The organism is Polaribacter sp. R2A056_3_33, from assembly GCF_019278485.1.
Lineage (GTDB): Bacteria > Bacteroidota > Bacteroidia > Flavobacteriales > Flavobacteriaceae > Polaribacter.
Map to the genome: position 1 here is coordinate 675,180 of NZ_CP058984.1, position 20,686 is coordinate 695,865.

General features: G+C 33.2%; 11 protein-coding genes. 3 read left to right on the plus strand and 8 right to left on the minus strand.

Features of this window, described 5'->3' with window-relative positions:
- The first annotated feature begins 10 nt into the window (after positions 1 to 10).
- The 3 genes from H0I29_RS02930 to H0I29_RS02940 are packed head-to-tail and all read left to right on the plus strand — an operon-like array spanning position 11 to position 7,067.
- Positions 11 to 2,566, plus strand: a complete 2,556-nt coding sequence (locus H0I29_RS02930; protein WP_218754367.1) for a PDZ domain-containing protein — start codon at positions 11 to 13, stop codon at positions 2,564 to 2,566.
- A gap of 45 nt (positions 2,567 to 2,611) precedes the next feature.
- Positions 2,612 to 4,195, plus strand: a complete 1,584-nt coding sequence (locus H0I29_RS02935; protein ID WP_218754368.1) for a hypothetical protein — start codon at positions 2,612 to 2,614, stop codon at positions 4,193 to 4,195.
- A gap of 49 nt (positions 4,196 to 4,244) precedes the next feature.
- Entirely contained in the window at positions 4,245 to 7,067 is a 2,823-nt protein-coding gene (locus tag H0I29_RS02940; RefSeq protein WP_254712687.1) for a chitobiase/beta-hexosaminidase C-terminal domain-containing protein, read from the plus strand.
- A gap of 126 nt (positions 7,068 to 7,193) precedes the next feature.
- Here H0I29_RS02940 and H0I29_RS02945 read toward each other — a convergent pair whose 3' ends face one another.
- The 8 genes from H0I29_RS02945 to H0I29_RS02980 all read right to left on the minus strand — a co-directional run bounded on the left by H0I29_RS02945 (position 7,194) and on the right by H0I29_RS02980 (position 20,685).
- Positions 7,194 to 9,197 (minus strand): T9SS type A sorting domain-containing protein, encoded by a 2,004-nt coding sequence (locus tag H0I29_RS02945; protein WP_218754369.1) that lies wholly within the window; start codon positions 9,195 to 9,197, stop codon positions 7,194 to 7,196.
- A gap of 19 nt (positions 9,198 to 9,216) precedes the next feature.
- Complete coding sequence (locus tag H0I29_RS02950; RefSeq protein WP_218754370.1) at positions 9,217 to 10,770, minus strand: arylsulfatase; 1,554 nt, start codon at positions 10,768 to 10,770, stop codon at positions 9,217 to 9,219.
- Positions 10,771 to 10,963: 193 nt separating this feature from the next.
- Positions 10,964 to 12,109 (minus strand): alpha/beta hydrolase fold domain-containing protein, encoded by a 1,146-nt coding sequence (locus H0I29_RS02955; protein WP_218754371.1) that lies wholly within the window; start codon positions 12,107 to 12,109, stop codon positions 10,964 to 10,966.
- Positions 12,110 to 12,124: 15 nt separating this feature from the next.
- Positions 12,125 to 13,621 (minus strand): sulfatase-like hydrolase/transferase, encoded by a 1,497-nt coding sequence (locus H0I29_RS02960; protein ID WP_218754372.1) that lies wholly within the window; start codon positions 13,619 to 13,621, stop codon positions 12,125 to 12,127.
- A 32-nt stretch (positions 13,622 to 13,653) separates the two neighbouring features.
- Positions 13,654 to 15,261, minus strand: a complete 1,608-nt coding sequence (locus tag H0I29_RS02965) for an arylsulfatase (RefSeq protein ID WP_218754373.1) — start codon at positions 15,259 to 15,261, stop codon at positions 13,654 to 13,656.
- Between the two features lie 13 nt (positions 15,262 to 15,274).
- Positions 15,275 to 17,155 carry an alpha-L-fucosidase gene (locus tag H0I29_RS02970; RefSeq protein WP_218754374.1) on the minus strand — a complete coding sequence of 627 codons (1,881 nt, stop codon included), beginning with the start codon at positions 17,153 to 17,155 and terminating at the stop codon, positions 15,275 to 15,277.
- A gap of 12 nt (positions 17,156 to 17,167) precedes the next feature.
- The gene (locus H0I29_RS02975; RefSeq protein WP_218754375.1) at positions 17,168 to 18,646 is read right to left on the minus strand and encodes an arylsulfatase; all 1,479 of its coding nucleotides are present in this window, start codon (positions 18,644 to 18,646) and stop codon (positions 17,168 to 17,170) included.
- A gap of 101 nt (positions 18,647 to 18,747) precedes the next feature.
- Positions 18,748 to 20,685 (minus strand): sulfatase, encoded by a 1,938-nt coding sequence (locus H0I29_RS02980; protein WP_218754376.1) that lies wholly within the window; start codon positions 20,683 to 20,685, stop codon positions 18,748 to 18,750.
- Position 20,686: the final 1 nt, after the last annotated feature.

Sequence of the window (20,686 nt, forward strand, 5' to 3'; positions counted from 1 at the left end):
ATATAAACTAATGAAAAAAATAATTACCTTATTATTAGTACTGTGCATTGTACCATTATATGCACTAGATATTCATGTAGCAACCAATGGATCGGATGCCAATGATGGAACAGAGTCTAAACCTTTGTTAACTATAAAAGCAGCACAAGCTAAATTAAGAGCTAGTGGACTTTTAGGAAAAGAAGCATGTAACATTGTTATACATGAGGGAGTTTATAGATTAATAACGCCTTTACAAATTACCACTGCAGATAGTGGTAGTGAACAATTTCCTGTTGTTTATTCGGCAGCTAAAAATGAAAACGTAGTTATTACAGGAGCACAATTAATTACTTCTAAATGGGAAGAATTTAAAGATGGTATTTATCGTACCAATGTGGGAGATTTAAATGCAATTGATCAACTTTTTGTAGATCAGAAAAGACAACACATGGCACGATATCCTAATTTTAATGCTGGTTTTATACCTACAGATGGAGATCCTTCTGTACGTGGAAAAAAAGCAGGAACAGTTCCTTTTTCAGGAGCAGCTCCAGATGCTTGGGATGCTAAAAAAGCAGCTGAATGGAAAGATCCTACCGGAGCAATTTTAAATGGTATGCACAGAGGTTTATGGGGAAGTCAACATTATTTTGTGACTGGTAAAAACAATAAAGGCGAATTGGTGTACGAAGGTGGTTGGCAAAACAACCGTTCTGCTCCACCTCACAAAGGCTATCGAATGATTGAAAACGTTTTTGAAGAATTAGATGTTACAGGAGAATGGTATCATAATACTAAGGATGGTTGGTTGTATTATATGCCAGAAGCCCATGTAAATCTAAACGACACAAAGATTGAAGCTGTCCTTCAAATTAAGCACCTTATCAATATTTATGGAGACTATAAGCAACCTGTTTCAGAAATGGTCATTCTTAAGAGTGGTAATGCACAAAAAGAGACCGTTGTTAAAAATTATGAAACAACCAAAGCTGTTAAAAATGTTCATATTACAGGGATTCATTTTACAGGTACTAAAAGAACTTTAAGAGAAACCATTGAGCCTTTACTAAGAAGTGATTGGTGTGTATACCGTGGTGGAGCCATTCATATGAGAGGAACGGAAAATATTGTCATCGATCATTGTTCTTTTAAAGAATTGGGAGGAAATGCAGTATTTGTTGATAGCTATAGCCGTAACATTCAGATAAAAGAAAATATTTTTCAAAATAATGGTTCTACGGATGTAAACTTTGTTGGTTCCTTTGCTGCTGTTCGTGATCCTTCATTTAGTTTTCAACATCTTCCTCCAGCATTAGATGTAATAGATACTACTATTGGACCAAAATCTGAGGAATATCCAGCAGATTGTATCGTTGAAAATAATTTAATGATGCTTTGTGGTCGTTTTGAAAAACAAGCCTCAGGAATTAATATTTCTATGTCATCAAGAATTACACTTCGTCATAACACTATTAGTCACACACCAAGAGCTGCAATTAATATTTGTGATGGAACTTGGGGAGGTCATATCATAGAATGGAACGATTGTTTTGAAACGGTTTTAGAGACTCACGATCATGGCGCTTTTAATTCTTGGGGAAGAGATCGTTATTGGTTTAGAGCTGGACCTTCTGGACCTGACTTTAGAGATGAGAACGGAAAAGCAATGATTAGTTATTATATAGAAAAGTATCCAAATGCTCCTTTGTGGGATGCTTATCAGACCACTATTATTCGTAACAATAGAATGCAATGTGATCATGGTTGGGATATTGATTTGGATGATGGATCTACCAATTATGAGATCTACAATAATATAAGTCTATCTGGAGGTATTAAAACACGTGAAGGATATCACCGTACGGTTACAAATAATGTAATTTTAGGCAGAGGATACACCTGTAATGTACCCTACCCAAAACCAACAAATGATATTTTTGAAAGAAATATTCTATGGGGCGGAACAGTGTACAAATCTAGTAACCCAACGCTTTGGGGAGGAACTAGAAATTTTAATTTCGTTCACAATCCTGATTCTAAAAAAGTGGTACCTGCTTATGGTGCACAAGAACAAACACAGGACGATGCTGAAAGTTTGTATGGTAATGTTCTTTTTGCAGGAAAACCTCAACATGGCGACTTTACAGTCTCAAATAAATCAGCAGCGTTAAGTCTTGGATTTAAAAACTTTCCGATGACTGGTTTTGGTGTTACTTCTGATAAATTGAAAAATTTGGCAAGGAAACCTAAAATTCTTGCACCTAAAGAAATAGCCTCTAATGTATTTGTGAAGTCAAAGTTGAAAGGGTTCATGGGAGCTAAATTTAAAACACTAGAAACGGAAGCAGAACTTTCTGCAACAGGAATGTTTGACACTTATGGAGTGTTACTGGTTTCTGTTCCTAAGAATAGTAAATTGGCTAAAATGGGATTTAAAGTGGATGATGTTGTGATAGAATTAAATTCAGAAAAAATAGCAGATGAGAAATCTTTTGTAAGAACGATGAGCCGTCTAAATGCTAAAGAACATAATGTTAAAGTATGGAGACATCAAAAACCAGTTGCTTTTTCTTTTACAAAATAAATAATACCGTAAAATTCTTTTAATCTAAAAAAAAATATAATAAAAATGAAAAACAGAACACAAATAAACAAAGCTTTTTTACTGCTTACATTTGCTTTATTTACTGCAAGTGGAGCGCTACAAGCACAAAATACTTGGACCCTTGAGTCTCAAGAAGACTGGCAAGCGAATATTGCGACAAAATCAAATTTGGAAATCAGCAAAGGAAAAGTAATTCCTACTGAAAAGGAAGCCGTTTTCAAAAGCTCTATGAAAAAGTTTACAAAAAAAAGAGCTGCTAAATCCATTACCTTTTCTCAATCACCAGAATGGTTAAATTGGGAACAAATCCCTACTGCAGCACCAGCAAATTTAGGTGATGCCCCTGTAGCATTACAGTTAGGAGATGGAAATTACTGGATGTTTGGTAAATATGATACTAGAAAGAATAATAAACGACCGAATGATTTTAAAAGTAAGGATACCATCTTAAAAGGGTATGATGTTGTGTTAAAAACAACACATCTTAAAAATCAATTTGATGCTCCATCAGGATTAAAAAAACCGCTAAAGGGATATCATGCTTGGCATAGTATCGATATGAAAAACTGGGTGCATTATGGACCTATATCAGACATGTCTTCTCGTTGGGTGACTTCTGCAGAATATATTGATGGAAAATTTTATTTTTATTATGATTTTCCAAACGATCAAGATCCGCATTTACTTATTGATGAAAACTTAACTGATGGTATTGTTGGTAAAAAAATGGGCATGGCTTTTAAGGATCCTTCAGATGGTTCTGATTGTGCAGTTATTAGAGATTTAGAAGGTAATTTTCATATTATAGCTGAAGATTGGTCGCCTATTGATGCTTCTACGCATGCTTGGGATTCGCCCTTAGCAACGCATGCTGTTAGTAAAGATGGTTTTAATGATTTTAAAATTTTAAACCCACCTGTAGATGAACGTACCAAACCAACTGGTAAATTTGCTGAATATGCACATCCACATTGGTTTAAGGAAGATCCAGATAACTATCCTGGAAAAGCGTCACCAGTTGATATTCCGAGACAAAGAATCAAAAAAGGAGACGTCGTTTCTTTTGGTAAATACGAAATCCATGAGCCAGAACAAAATTCTTTTGGAGATTGGGCTTCTATTTCTATCGGTGGTCAATATTACTTATTTGCAGATTATGATCCAGCAGGTAAGACAGGTGGTAAACATATGAGTGTTGCTTGGTTTACTTCTGATAACATCAATAAAAAATTTGAGTTTTGTGGAAACATTGGTCAAGGACATCCAGATCCAGATATTATGTTTGCAGAAGGTAAATATTACTTGCTTACCCAAACAAGAAATGATTATGTAAGTACTGGTCCTTGGGTGGAAACTGTAGAAGTAAGAATGGGTGTAGATACCACTAATGATGGACTCGTTAATGAGTGGAGTGATTGGCAAGTTGTGAAAGAACAATATGATTATATCAAAGGTTTCTCTAAGCAAATTGAAAAAACTCCTGCGCAAATGAATTTTTCAGACTTACCTAAAGGATATGGTTTTCAATTTGAGGTTAAAATGACAGATACTACAGAAAATGAATCAAAACCAATTTTAGATAAGGTAGTTGTTTCATTTGAGGAATAAGATTTAAAAATCACCACTCGTATTTAAAACGAAAATTAAATTTTATAAGATGATAATAAACAGAAATTTATTAACAATCCTTCTAGTTCTGTTAATGCTTAGCAATTCTTTTGCGAAAGATATTTATGTATCTCCCAAAGGAAATGATGCGAATTCAGGCACAAAAAACAGTCCTTATTTAAGTTTTGAAAAAGCCTTACTAGAAGTAAAAAAATATGCGAGTAAAGAAACTGTAACCGTATGGTTTTCTGCTGGAGAATATTATATTGATGAAACGCTAACCTTGGGTAGCGAATATTCAGGAACAACAAAAAAACCAGTTGTATTTTCTGCAATTCCAGGAGAAAAGGTTGTTATAAAAGGCTCTCGTCAATTAGCATCTTTAAAATGGAAAAAACACAAAGGAGGTATTTATAAAACTCAAGTTCCAAGTGGATTGTCTATGGATCAATTATTTGTTGATGATGTTCGCCAGGTAAGAGCACGTTTTCCTAATTATGATTACGAAAACCCACTTCGTGACGGAAAAGGATACCTTCAGGTAACAGGTGGTACAGACAAACGATACGACAAATGGTTTTCCTATGATCCTGAAACTTTTTCAGATAAAACATGGGAGCATCCAGAAACAGGAATTGTGCATGGTTTCCAAAGTCATAACTGGGGAAATATGCAGTACAGACTTAAATCAATTAATAGAGAACAAAATAAGATTTTTCTAAACGAAGGTGGTTGGCAACTACAGAGAACACATGGTATTGGAGGAAAAAAAAGTCATGCATCTTACTATTTTGTTGAAAATATTTTTGAGGAATTGGATGTTCCTGGGGAATGGTTCTTAAATACAGAAACCCATACGCTTTATTATTATCCGATGCAAGGCGTAAAGTTAAGTGAGGTTAAAATTGAAGTACCCGTTATAGCAGATATTATTCAATTAAAAGGAACTAAAGAAGCACCTGTAAAAAACATTCAATTTAAAGGCTTTCATTTTACACAAACCAACTACACGTTTATGGAACCTTATGAGCCCCTTGCGCGCGGAGATTGGGCTATTCACAGAGGCGGCACAATTTTTATGGAAGGTACAGAAAACCTATTGATTGCTGATTGTAATTTTGAATATGTAGGTGGAAATGGTGTATTTATGAGTGCCTACAATCGTAATAATAAAGTAAGCGGTTGCCGGTTTGTACACACCGGAGAAAGTGCGGTTTGTTTTGTCGGTTCGCCGGAAGCTGTTCGGTTTTATCAAACTTGGGACGATAGATTAATGGACGGAAAAAACTGGAATCACATGCGCGAGAATATGGACTTAGAAGCTGGTCCTAAAACTCCAGATTACCCGAAGAATTGCGTTGTAGAAAATAGCATTATGCACGATTTTGGTGACGTTGGTAAACAAGTGGCAGGCGTTTACATTTCTATGAGTCATAAAATTACAGCGTCACATAATACCATTTACAATTGTCCACGTGCAGGCATATGTATTAACGATGGTACTTGGGGTGGACACCTTATCGAATTTAATGATATTTGGGAAACGGTTAGAGAAACAGGAGAACATGGACCTTTTAATTCTTGGGGACGAGAAAGACAATGGAAAGGTGGTAGAGGAACGGATGAGCATTTTATAAAGGAATTGACAAGATTAGATGCTATTGACAACACTATTTTACGAAATAACAAAATAGCCAATTACAGAAAATCAATTAGTGCAGGTAATTGGACGATTGATTTAGATGATGGTTCTAGTTATTACGAAATCTACAACAACTTAAACTTAGGTTCTACTATCAAACTTAGAGATGGTATGGGACGTAAGGTGTACAATAATATTACAGTAAGTGCAGTACCTTCAGGATGGCATGTATGGCCAGAGAATTCGGAAGACGAGATTTATAAAAACATTTTTGTGATCGCTGGTACATTGCCTGGTAAAAATGTACCTACTCAAAACTTTATTCGAGGTGTAGGATTGTCTAAAGAAGTTAAATGGAGTGAAAACTATGATAATAATACCTATTGGAACGTTAACTATCCTGATAATTTTCACATGTCACCTAATCAGAAAATGGAAGCTTGGAATAAGGAAGGCTATGATTTAAACTCTGTTTCAGCAAATCCAAATTTTGTAGACCCTATTAATGGAAATTATCAAGTTAAAGAGAATTCTCCAGCATTAAAGACAGGGTTTAAAAACTTTCCTATGGATCAATTCGGTCATACAATGACTCGTATATTACCTTTTGGAGGTGATTTTGAAAACGAAACTATTGTACGTTTAAAGGCTGATATTAGAGCAGGAAAAAAATCTAATGTTTATTATACTACAGATGGTTCAGAACCAACCGTGAATTCGTTAAAATATTCAGAGCCATTTAAAATTAACCAATCAACATTGTTGAGAGCTAGAACCTTTGATTCTAATGGAATTCCTGTTGGTTTTACAAACGAAGTTGAATTTACAAAAGTTAAAAAAGTTACCTACCCTAGTTGGTTAGCTACTTTACTTACGGGTAAGTATGCAGAAGAAACTGTTGCTGAAGGAAAGACTACAAAAATTAAAAAAGCACTTCAAAAAGAAGTGAATGGCGCTTTGTTAATTAACATTGCAGATGATCCTGATTTAATAGATGCTACTGGTGGATATAATTTTGGTTGTTATATTGAGTCTTTGAATCCTAAAAAAGGACAAATGTGGTTAGATGCCGGATTGAACAAAGATTGGGTGATTCAAAAATTAAACAAACATAAAATTTCAAATATTGCACATTTACAAAAGTTCCTAAAAGAGTATTCTGGACAAACCGTAAAGATTACAGCAGTAAGAGATTATGGTTCTAAAGTTTTTGAGGTAACCATTCCTTAAGTTTATTTGGAATAAATTCTATTTCATGAATAAAAATTAAACCTCAATTAGATAATTCTAATTGAGGTTTAATTTTTTCTAATAAACTTATTTATGTCAGAAGAAAGAAAACTCTTCCTGAAACGATTATCTTTTAAAGAATCTAATTACTTCTAAATTATTATTTACATATGCCTTGATTATGTAGAATCCAGAATTTAAGTTTGAAACGTCAAAACTTTCTTTATTTCCTGAAAATTGTAATATTTTTTCACCTGTAATTGCATAGATAGTAAGAGAATTGAATTCTTTAGATAATTTAAAAACATCTTTTACTGGATTCGGAAATACTTTAAGAGAGACATCATCACTCAAATTAGACGCTATAGAAAGGCTTTGATCTTCTCCAACAAGAAACGCCCCTACCGGACGTTCATAAACAGTTGCATCTGCATTAATGGCAAATTGTTGATCCATAAATGTTAATATTTCTACCTCATCATCAGATGTGGTACCATCTGTAGATGTTGTATTTGAAAAGGTAACTGATCCTCCTGCATCTGTAATTCTTTTCGCAAAACGATACGCTTGTTCATCATCAAACATTAAATCTGATCTTTCGCTAGACCAAGTTGCTCTTAGCGGTAAAAACAAATGTTTTAATGTTTGTTTTGTTCCTTCATATATAGATATTTGAGATGATTCAATATCTGTTACTGTAAACTCTTCATAAGCCCAAGAATTAGGAGGAGCTCCTTGCCCTAACGGCGTAATATGCCCTGCTGTAAAATCTGACCAAGAGTTCGTTGCTGTCATCTTTATAATAGTATAATCTCTATTAGGATCATCACCAGTACCATCAACACCTACCGTTTCATCAATTCCATCAGTATCTACCAATATTAAATCTCCGTTTTCATCAACAAAAGAATCTTTATCAATGTTCGTTGTGATAATAGCATTAGGAGCTGCATTACGAATCATTGCTACAAATTCAGCTTTTTGTTCAGTAGTACTAGCAATATCAGCACCTCCAAGACTATTATTAATATTATAACTTCCAAATGAATCAAACCAATATCCATCAACTCCTATTTCTGTAAAACGTTTTATATAACCTTCACAATAGTTCATCCATGCTGCATGACCATCACCAGCAAAATATGTATCTACATAATTATTCCAAGCTACTGCTCCTGCTGCTGTCGCTCTATTTGCTGGACTTTGCGTATTTACATATAAAATTACTTTTTTACCTGAATCTTTAAAGATATCAATAACATCAATAATAATTTGCTCTTTGGCTAGGCTAGGCACAAATTCTTCATCTACAATAGAATTTTCGGCTCCCATAACCTCATCTACATTAGGATTTGTTCTTAAAGTCCATAATTGTGCATTTGCATTATTGGTAGCATTGGTTAGTACATGCCCCATTGTAGGATAACTGTCTGCAATTTCTTGCGCTCCTGCAATATAATCATAACCTCTATTATCAACATAGTCATCTAAATCTTCACCTGCTCTTACGTAAAAACGACCTCCCCAAGAACCTTTAAGAACTTCTTCAAGGGGTACTTGTGGTATGGATCCGTGAATTTGATCTATATAATAATTTATTGTAGATGTTGATTCTTGTCCGTTTCCAAAACCAATATCTAATTGATTATACCCTCCACTTCCTAAACCTTCTGTTGTGAAATCAGCTTTATCAAAAACAAAAGAAAACTTTTCCCATGCTTTACCTACTGTAAATGTTTTTGTTATCTGTTTAAAATCTCCAGTAGTGGTATTTCGTAAATAGATACGTAAACGATTGGGTTCAGACGATAAATCTGAAGTGGCAACATCTATGTAAGCTTTCAAAGTTACTGTATATTTTGAAGCAGTTGTTAGCGGGGTAAACAACTCAAAATAGGTAAATCCTCTAGTAACATTTGCATCTCTAACAAACTTAGAACTTTTTGTATTTGTATTTACTCCACTAACATCTGGATTTGTTTCAGCTGTAGTAAAAGTACCATCTACTGTTCTAGAAAATGTTATATTTTCCGTTTCTGTTTCATTTTCAAACCAAAGATGTTGCGCATGAGTTTTGTTTCCTAACAAAAGGAAAAATGGTGACAGTAATAAAATCTTTAGTTTTGACATTTAATTTTTTTAGATAAAATTATTTTTTAGCCTTCTTCTTTTTATTTTTTGCTTTCTTACTCCTACTAACAGTTCTTTTTTTCCATAAAATTATATTATCAATATCATTTTGAGAAAACTCCCCCGTTGTACTTCTTCCATTTTTAATATCATTTTCTAAAAGCTGTAATAGCTTTTCAGCAATTTCTGGACGCTCTAAATATAAGTTAGTTGTTTCGGCTGCATCGTTTTCCATATCATATAACTGAGCAATAGGCATATTATCTAATGTAGTTTCATCTTCTTGTGGTGAACTCCAACCCCCTGACCCTCTAGATAATAACAATTTCCATTTTCCTTGTCTATACCCAAAATGTCCAGAAATTGAATGATGGATTACACCATCTCTCGTGCTATTGATAGCTTCTCCATTTAGTGCTGGTAAAAAACTTACACTATCTTCTCCACTTTTGCTCGGCATAGCAACATCTGTTATCTCCGAAAAAGTAGCAAACATATCTGTTAAACAGATTAAATCATTATTTACAGAACCGGCTTCTACTTGTCCAGGCCATCTTACAATAAAAGGCACACGATGTCCACCATCCCATAAATCAGATTTTGAACCACGATATCCCGCACTTACTATATGTCCTTTTTTAGCAAGTCCTTTTATATTTGCTGCTTTAGAAGTACCATTATCACTACTAAAAATTACCAATGTATTTTCAGACAATCCATTATCTTTTAGTGCTTTTGTAATAGCGCCTACTGTTGCATCTGTTTGCATTACAAAATCTGCATAATTCCCAAGTCCACTTTTACCTTGCCATTCTATTGAAGGTACAATTGGCGTGTGTGGCGAACCTAAAGGCACATATAGAAAAAATGGTTTTCCATCTTTATTTTTTGCTTGATTATTAATGTATTCTACAGATTTTGCTGTTAAACGAGGCAGCATATTAATTTCATCTTCATGAAGAATTACTTTGTTGTTTTCTAGAACTGCTTTCATACTACCTGCATGATGAAAACCATGGTAATAATCAAATCCTCTATTAATAGGTCCATCTGGTATTGTAGCACCCACAGGTGGTAAGTTTCTTCCTTTTTTTCTTATTGTTTCTTTCGAAATAGAATCTACATATTGAAAGTTTAAATGCCATTTACCTATGATTGCAGTGTTATAACCTTGATTAGCAAGAAAATTTGCAACCGTTGGGCGATCTTCTTTAATTAAATCTGGAGCAAAACCAGATACCACTCCACTCTGCAATTTTGTACGCCAGCTATAACGCCCTGTCATAATTCCATAACGTGTAGGTGTACAAACAGAAGACCCTGAGTGAGCATCCGTAAAAACCATCCCTTCTTGGGTTAGTTTATCAACATGAGGTGTTTTAATTTTACTTGTTTCTGGAGCTAAACTTTGTATTTCTCCATAACCTAAATCATCACATAATATAAATACGATGTTTGGTTTATTTGATTTGTTTTGTGCAATTGCTGATTTATTTTGTGCACATGAGGACAAAACAGATACCAACGTTACTAAAAAAACTAATTTTACATTAAAAAAACTAAATTTATTCATGATTATTTTACTTTATGTTATACTTTTTAAATAGTTATACTTATGAACAGACTAAACTACTAACGTTAATAGTATTTTAAGAATGCATACACAATCGTGTCATTTATCATAATGTTTACAAGTCTATAAACAAATTTAAAGCTAAACTAAAAACAATAGTTTCTCTAATCAATCGTTTATTTGCTTTAATTAATTATAAATGAGAAACAAAATAATCAATAGTACTTTGTTCAATATTTCCTCTATTAGGATTAATATCCGCACCAACTTTTCGCCAATTATGTCCTGCATTTTTTACAATTAATGTGGTTACAGGTGCTCCAAACTCATTCGCTTTTTCTGCCATATAATAAGCGTGTTTTACTGGAATGGTAGTGTCTTTGTCTCCTTGAATCATTAATAACGGAGCACTGTTTTTATGTAAATAATTAATCGGACTCATTTCCTTATAGAGCAATAATTTGTCTTTCGGTTTGGTATCTGGTTTTGTTATTCTTGCACCAAATCTATCTTTAAAATTTGGGCTATCATCATGATTATACAAACTAATATCTTCAAAATCGCAAGGCCCATACCAAGAAACGCCTGCAATCATTTTATAGGTGTATTTTTCTAATGATTTTTCTCCTTTTAAACTTTTAGGAGGACTTAGTAATAACATTTGTGCTATTTGACCACCTGCAGAATCTCCAAATGAGAAAAAACGATTGGCATCAATTCCTAGTTCTTTGTTATGTTTAGACAAATAACGCATAGCATCTTTACTGTCTATCACACAATCTCTCATGGTAGTGTTTCCACCATTTTTCCAAAGTCTATAACTTACAGAAACCACACAAAATCCTTTTTCTAAAAGTGCTGTATGTACGGTTTTAAAAGAAGCATTCGCTGCTCCGTGTCTGCTGCCTGCTGCCCATCCACCTCCATGTGTGTATATCACTACGGGTAATTTCTCTCCTTCTTTTAACGTTTTAGGATAATAAATATCTAAATATAAATCCTCTTCTTTGGTAACTTTGTACAGAACATTTAACTTTCTTTTTCCCTCTGTCTTCAAATACGGAACTTGCTTTTTAGTCGAAAATTCTTCAAAGCTAATTAGGGCATCTCCGTTACTGTCTAATAATTTATTTAAATGTTTCCAGATGCGTTTGTTATCCTCCTCCGTAAATTCACCGTCTTTGTTTTCATCTAACCTTTCCCAAGTTTTCTTAATATAAACTTCACGATACGCTCCGTTAGATTGATCTTCTGTTTGAGCAATTCCTTTTAAAAAAGGAAATGTGATACATATAATTACTAATGAAACATTAAAATTAAATTTTCTAGATTGTGTCATAACTCTGCTGTCTTCCTATTTATTACTATACCCTTGTTTTTGATACTTTTCTAAAAGACTACTTAATTCTGCAACTACTTTTGGATTTTCTTTATACAAATTGTTTTTTTCTTCTGGATCATTAATTATATCATATAAAGTTCCTTCAGCTTTATTGGGTTTTGCTTCTACATTTTTTGGTTTTGTAAAACCACCTGAACCTAATTCTGGAGTATATTTCCATTTTCCTTTTCTGATAGAAAACATACCGTACATAGAATGATGTACTACAGCTTCTCTAATGGGTGATTTTACATTAGAAGTATAAGCAGGCCACATGTTATAACTATCATCAGCGCCTTTTTCTACTTTTGGTTGATTTAAAATACCTGATAAAGTTGCAAATAAATCGGTTGTACACATCAATTGATTCGATTCCAATCCTGCAGGAATTACACCTGGCCATTTTGCAATATAAGGCACTCTATGACCGCCTTCATAAATATCTGCTTTTTGACCTTTGTAAATATAATTTGCACGATGAGTAAATTTTTCTTTATCTCTTTCTGTCCAATTAGATCCGTTATCAGAAGTAACAATAATTAATGTGTTTTCTAATTGACCAGATTTTTCTAACGCAGTAACAACTGCACCTACAGCATCATCTACCATAGTAACATAATCACCATAATCTCCTGCTTTAGATTTACCAACAGCATCACCTACCGGCAACCAAGGAGTATGAGGTGCTGTTAACGCAAAATAAAGAAAGAAAGGTGAATCTGTTTTTTTTTGATCATCAATAAAAGAAACCGATTTTTTTGTAAAATTATCTAATACTTGATCAAAAACAAAACTAGGTGCTTTTTCTCCTGGTCTCCAACTAAGACCTCTACCTTTTCTTTTCTCTGTTGTATATTCTGTAGGTAATTCTACAGCTTTTCCATTTTCGATATAAAGATAAGGAGGGATGTCTAAAGAAGCAGGAATAATGTATGAATAATCAAACCCTAAATAACTTGGATCTTTTATTCTTTTCGAAAAATCTACATTACTCAATCCATCTTTAGCTTTTATAGATTTGTCTCCTTCTTTCGGTTGCATATCTAAACCGATATGCCATTTTCCAATACAAGCGGTTGTATAACCATTGCTTTTAAGATAAGAGGCAACTGTTGGTCTGCTTTCTTCAATTAAAGCTGGTTTATAACCATTTAACACCCCTTTTTTTAAGGAGCTTCTCCAAGCATAACGCCCTGTAATGATACCATATCTAGTTGGTGTACAGACAGAAGAGTTTGTATGCGCATCTGTAAAATGAACGCCCTCTTTTAATATTTTATCCATATGAGGTGTTTGAATTCCTGACTCTGAATTTAAAGAGGAAAGGTCTCCATACCCCATATCATCTGCTAAAATATAAACAATATTAGGAGCGGTGTTTTTAACAATAGTATCTTGTTTTTTGTTTGTAGCATGAGACTTACAAGAGATTGCTAAAACTAATATGAAAAGAAATTTTAATGTTTTCATTTGTGTTTTTGTTTTAGTATTTAGAAGTGGATTTATTTTTTAAGTGCAAAATTTGCTTGAGGCCACTCCCCTGTAATAGCATCGTTATCTTGTTTTTTTCCGGGAGTACTTCTTCCGTTTCTAATTTGTTGGCTTAATAGCTCTTTTAATTCTTTTACCTTTTCAGGGAATTGACCTGCAACGTTATTTCTTTCTTTGATATCTGTTTTTAAATTATACAGAATCTCATCTGCTAAAATATCTTTATGTTTTTTAGTTTCACCTGAAGCCGAAATTCCAGAATTTGGCGATACAATTAATTTCCAATCCCCTTTTCTGATGGCAAAAACGCCATATTTATCATGATGTATGGTTGCATCTCTTAGGTAATCTCCTTCATTGGTTAATAAAGGCAACATACTGTAGCTATCTTCTGCTTCATTATCTTTAAAATCATAGTTAATAATATCTGCACAAGTTGCCATAAAATCTGTAGTACAAATGGTTGCATCAGAAACCGAGTTGGGTTTAATTTTTCCTGGCCATTTCACTAAAAACGGCACTCTATGTCCACCTTCTAAAAAGCTTCCTTTGTAACCGCTATAAATATAACTAGGACTGTGTTTTTGCTGTTTTAAAGTTTTTAAATCATTGGTGGTAGCATAACCATTATCACTTGTAAAAATGACTATTGTATTTTCGTCTATTCCTTGTTCTTTTAATGTTTTAAAGATAGTACCCATTAAATCATCAATCATAATTACAAAATCTGCATAAGGACTGCCAATTTCACTTTGTCCTTTCCAAGGAGCAATTGGTAACACAGGATTATGTGGAGAAGGCAATGGAATGTACATAAAAAAAGGTTTTTCTTTATTGGCATTCTCTTTAATAAATGAAATTGATTTATTTACAACGTTGGGAAGTACTTCTTCATGTTTAAAATCATCAGCAACATCTCCTTTTATCCAACTGCTAAAAGGATATTTTTTTCTGCTTCTCTCTGTTATTTTTGTAGGAATCATGGTTGCCTTATTGTTTTCTATATACACAAAAGGAGGCATATTTAAAGAGGCTGAAATCATATAAGAATAATCAAATCCCATATCATTAGGTCCAAATTTTAAGGGTTTACTATAATCTATATTTTTGAAATTTAAACGCTCAGATTTGTCTGAAAAATGATCAAACTCTGGACTGTCATTTTTCATAGTCCAGTTTAAACCTAAATGCCATTTTCCTATACTTGCTGTTTTATAGCCATTATCTTTTAGTAATTGTGCAACGGTTAATCTGTTTTTCTGAATTAAACTCGGTGAATTCCCCCAAGTAACAAATTCTTTTAAAGGTGTTCGCCAATTGTATCGTCCTGTTAAAATACCATATCTGGTTGGTGTACACACAGCAGAAGAGGTATGTGCATCTGTAAATTGCATACCTTCTTTACCCATTTTATCTAAATTGGGCGTTTGTATTTTACTTTTTTCATTATAAAGGCTAACATCACCAATACCTAAATCATCAGCTAAAATGTAGATAATGTTTGGTTTTTTTTGATCTTCCTTTTTTGATGTCTGGCTACTAGCACAATTTGTAGTAATTAGTAATACTGTTAAAAGTAGAAATCGTATTTGAAAAATTTGAGTCAATATACTTTTCATGATGTAATTTAGTTTAATTATTTTTTAAAGTAACTTCTATAACATAACCAAGCGCATTTTTTGGTAATCCGATTACAGTAGTTTTTAATCCGTTTTTATTTTGATTCCATTTAAGGGTTTTGCCGCTTCCTAATAACTTTACTTGTTCAATATCTCCCTCACCTTTTCTCAGCGATTTTATAAGAATATCTCCTTCTGTATTGGTTAATGAAATAGCATATACTTTATTTTCTTTTGTTGTAAACCAAAAATCTTTGGAAGTAAATTTTCTTTCAAAACCTTTAGCAGCTCTATGACCTGTACCGTCTAAAAGGGTTTCTTCTTGACCTTCATTTGGTGTTTTCCAACGAGATGTTCCATAAACAGCATCAGCATTTAGATGAATCCATTTACCCATTTCACGTAAGTTTTTTGCGCTTGTTTCTGGTACATTTCCTTTTCCATCAGGACCAATATTTAATAAATAATTTCCGCCTTTAGATAAAATATCAACAAAGTAGTATAACAATTCTTTTGGGTTTTTCCAGTCTTTATCATAAGATTTGTAACCCCAAGAATTGTTTGTTGTCCCACAAGTTTCCCAATATTTTTCTAACTTTTCTGATGCAGATGGAATCTTATTATCTCCAGCATCTAAATAATCTCCAAACGCATAACCAACTCTTCTGTTTACTACTACATTTGGATTGATATCATAAACCAATTTATAAAACTGAAATGCTTGTTCTTCGGTGATAAAACCAGTTCCATCAAACCAAATTAAATGCAATTCGGGCAATACATTTAAAAGTTCTTTTACTTGAGGATATGCTTTCTTTTGTAGGTATTCTTTATGTGTATTTTTACTTGGATCCCATAAGTTTTTACCTGTTGGATGTGTATATATTCCTAAAGTATCATTTACCTTTTTAACGTTGGCATAATTACCATCAGCACCATCCATCCAATCATTTCCATGAGAATAATATACTCCAAAATCGATACCTTCTTTTAAACAGGCGTCATACAATTCTTTAACAATATCTGCTTTATATGGAGTTGCATCAACTATGTCAAATTCCGAACTTTTAGAGTCGAACAAAGCAAATCCATCGTGGTGTTTAGAGGTGATGACGATGTATTTCATGCCAACATCTTTGGCTAGTTTCGCTACATTTTGTGCAAATGATTTATCAGGATTAAACGTTTTTGCGAGCTCCTTATATTCTCCTCTTGGAATTTGAAACGCATACATTAACCATTCTGCAACTTTTGGACCTGGATAAGGAGAGTTATTAATTTTAGTTCCTTTCCAGATTCCACCAATTTCAGAATATAAACCCCAATGAATAAACATTCCTAACTTTGCTTCTTTAAAACGTTTTAGTGCTTTTTGTTTTTCATCAGAATTATGCATTGTTAACCATTCTTGATGATAGTTACCAGAACCAATTGGTTTTTTATAATGAGGAATAATTCTTAACGTTTTAAAATTTGTATCAGTTGTTATTGAAATCTTCTGTTTTCCTGTATTTTTAAATTGAATTTTGCTTTTGAATTCTGAAACGATCTCATTCGAGTTAATTACGTAGTTTTCTGAGAGTGATTCTTCAAACTCTTGTTTGTCAATCTTTACTTTTACAGATTTTTTATCTTCGGATATTGCTCCACTTGAAACCATTTGAAGCACATATTCAGAAGGATGTTTTACATTAAAGTTCCAAGAATATGTAGTCTCTTTTTTTTCCGCATTTGTTTTTTCTAATACAATCCAATTATTGGTTTGGTCGAATGGTTTTTCAATCGACACAGTAATATCTTCCTTTTTTTTACAAGATATAGTAACTAAAAACATAGAAAGTACAATACTATAGATTCTTAGTTTGGTTTTGGACGGACGCATTATAACATTCATTTTCGTAATTTTTTAATCAACTGTAGGTTTCCATTCTAAAATCCCTTTTTCCTTTAATTGCTTATAATACTTTGCATGAAGCGGCTGCTCCTTTATTCTTTTTCTATTTTCGTTAACCATTAGAGGAATAGAATTACTCCACCATTCATCATAAGGTTGTTTAAAATTCTCTATCACTTCAGGGTTTTCTAATGCAATATTTTTTGTTTCTCCAGGGTCATTGATAACATCATACAATTCTTTATTGTTTACAAAACGCCATTGCTGACTTCTTATAGCCATTTTAGTGTATTTAGCTTCTTCTACTTTTCCTGTTTTCCATCTTCCACAATGCGTAAACATCAAACGATCTTCCCAGTTTGTTGCTATGTTTTCTAATAATGGAATTAACGATAATCCTTTTAAAGATTGCATTGTTTCTGGCAATTTAGCGCCAGCCAATTCTGTAAAGGTTTTGTATAAATCTATATGAGCTGTAAGTTGGTTGATATCTTTTCCTTCGGATAAAACGCCTTTCCAATAAAAGAAAAGAGGTACGTGATTTCCACCTTCATTAGGCGAGTTTTTTCCACCTTTAAGATTGGCATTAAAATGTTTTACTTTTTTTCCATTTAAAGTTCCTCCTAAATGTGTTGCACCGTTATCTGTAGTAAAAATTACTAAAGTGTTGTCTAAGACATCCCATTCTTTAAGTTTACGCATCAACCTTCCAAAATTATCATCAATATTTTCAATCATTCCATATCTTCCAGCAGTACCTTCATCATAACCCAGTTCTAAGAAACGTTTTTTATAAGATTCTGGAGCAATTAATGGAGCATGAGGTGCATTTAATGATAAATACGTAAAATATGGTTTTTTAGCATCGATTTGTTTTTTTGTCCAAGCCAATCCTGCATCAAAAAAAACATCTGTACAAAAACCTTTCGTTTTTACAATCGTTTTATTGTGAAGTAAGACATTGTCAAAATATAAGTTTTCTTTATTCGCAGGGAAATCCCCTAAACTTACTTGACCAATACCTCCAGCACCATGCATCAATACTTCATCAAAACCTCTATTTTGAGGGAGATATTCATCTCCATTTCCTAAATGCCATTTGCCAAAAAGACCTGTTTTATAACCTGCAGATTGCAACGCTTGTGGAAGTGTGTAAACGTCCAAAGCCATTCTTTCACGTTCTAATATTGTGTGTGTTACACCTGCTCTAAACTCATGGTTACCACTCATTAATGCTGCTCTTGTTGGCGCGCAAGTAGGGCTTACATGGTATTCTGTAAAACGTGTTGATTTTTGATAAAAAGCATCAATATTTGGCGTTTTTACAACTTGATTCCCCATACAAGAAAAATCTCCCATACCTTGATCATCTGTCATAACAAAGATGATGTTTGGTCTACTATCTTTCAGTTTTTCAATGTTTTCTTGTGAATACGCTATTTTTGATAAAAATAGGAAACACAAAAAACAAGTAGTAACGATATTTTTCATATTTCCTGTTTTTAGTATTTGGCTTTATGGAATTCTTTTTTCCATAAAAAGAATATTACTCTATGAAAGACCTATTCTATATTTTCACTTCTTTTAGGGGCTTAATTCTTTTTCTTCTTTTTATTTTTCTTCTTCCCTTTTTTCTTCTTTCCTTTTTTAGGAGCTTTTATTAACTCATGAAATTTACTTTTCACCATAAATCTATTTTCATCAATAAAAAAAACGCCACATTCATGTGCCTCTTTTGGTACATTAACAGTGTATTCTAATTTATCTTTACTAGACTCTAAAGGTACTTTTATGTATGTTGTGTGTAATTTTTTCTTTCCTGTAGCACTTGGTTTATCAGAAATTTTAATAAGCGCATAGCTTTCAATCACATTTGATTTTCCTTTTTCTAATTGAATAGTCACTGTACGAGAATTCGCATCAAAAAAATCATTCACAATAACCGGAATAGCGGCTGCATCTTCTTCATTTTTAAATTTAGAAGGGTCTTTATATGGCAGCTTAGCATCGTAATCTTTTAGATACTTTTCTAGTTTAGCAGCTAACTTCTTAACAATTTCAGGAGATTCTGCTGCAATATCATGTTGTTCTTCTAAATCATATCGCTTTCCATCTTTATACAAACGATGCAATACATATTTACCAGAATTAAAGTTTTTATACAATTTATAGTCTCCAGATCTAATAGCCGATTGGTTTTTAACATCGTCTCCATAAGGATAGTGCCACCATAAATCTTCTCTAGGGTTTCCTTTGCTATCTTTTACATCCTTTTCGTTATTTAACAAGACGTTAGAAATATCTAATCCGTCTAAATCATCACTATATTTAGAAGGTATTTCACTATTGGTCAGGTTTAAAATAGTTGGATAAAAGTCTAATTGATTGATTAAAACATCTTTTGTTTTTTCCTTTGGAATACTCGGTCCCGAAATAAGCATTGGAACTCTAATACCACCTTCTTCGCTATATTTTTTTCCTTTATCTAAAGGAGCATTATCTGACATTATCTCTGCCTTACGAGTTTCCGCTCCACCATTATCAGATGAAAAGAAGATGTACGTAGTTTCGTATAATTTTTTACCAGGATTTCTAGGGTCATCTGTTTTCTTTAACAAATCTACCACACGCCCTAAACTCCAGTCTAAAGTGGTAACCATAGCTCCAAAATAAGGATTGTTCTGACCTTCTTTAGTCCATTCAGCATCTACTTCTGGAAGCTCTACGCCTAATTTATCACAATAATAGTCTAATAATGCACGGTTTTTTGAGTGAATAGGATAGTGTACCATCCAATGTGCTAAATATAAAAAGAAAGGTTCCTCTTTACTTTCGGTAATAAATTTAAGTGCATTTTCTGTAACGGCATCCGTTGGATAAGAAATTCCTTCAGGATTTTCCTTTGTAAAAGGAAAATATTTTTCTTTACTTAAACGGTATGGATCATTAGCATCATTTGTTGCAAAATTAGTCAAACGAGTATTTGGTTTTTTAGGACCTGTGTGTGCCCCTCTAGATTCATGTACAAAATCAAAACCTTGATTGGTTGATTTTTGAATTTTAAGTTCTCCTGCGTGCCATTTCCCTACATGAGCTGTTTTATAACCATTCATTTTTAACGCTTCTGCGATGGTAAAGTTTTCTGGCATTAAGCCTGATGGAAAATAAGGACTAATATATTTTTCAGCTCTCTGAGCCTTAGGAACTCCTCCTCCACTTACATTGGTGATGCCTGTTTTAGCAGGATGTAATCCGCTTAAAAGTGCAGAACGAGAAGGCGCACAAGTTGGTGCCGGAGAGTATGCGTTGGTAAAATTGATAGCATCTTCCGCTAATTTGGCAATGTTTGGCGTATCCCAAGCACAAGGCGCATCTAAATCATTTAATTGTACGTCTTGCCAACCTAAATCATCCGCATAAAAAATGATGATATTTGGTTTTATTAATTTAGAATTCTTTTGACTATACATTGCATTAGATACAAATAGTGATAAGAACAATAAACCTAAAAGATTTGTTTTGTTTTTCATC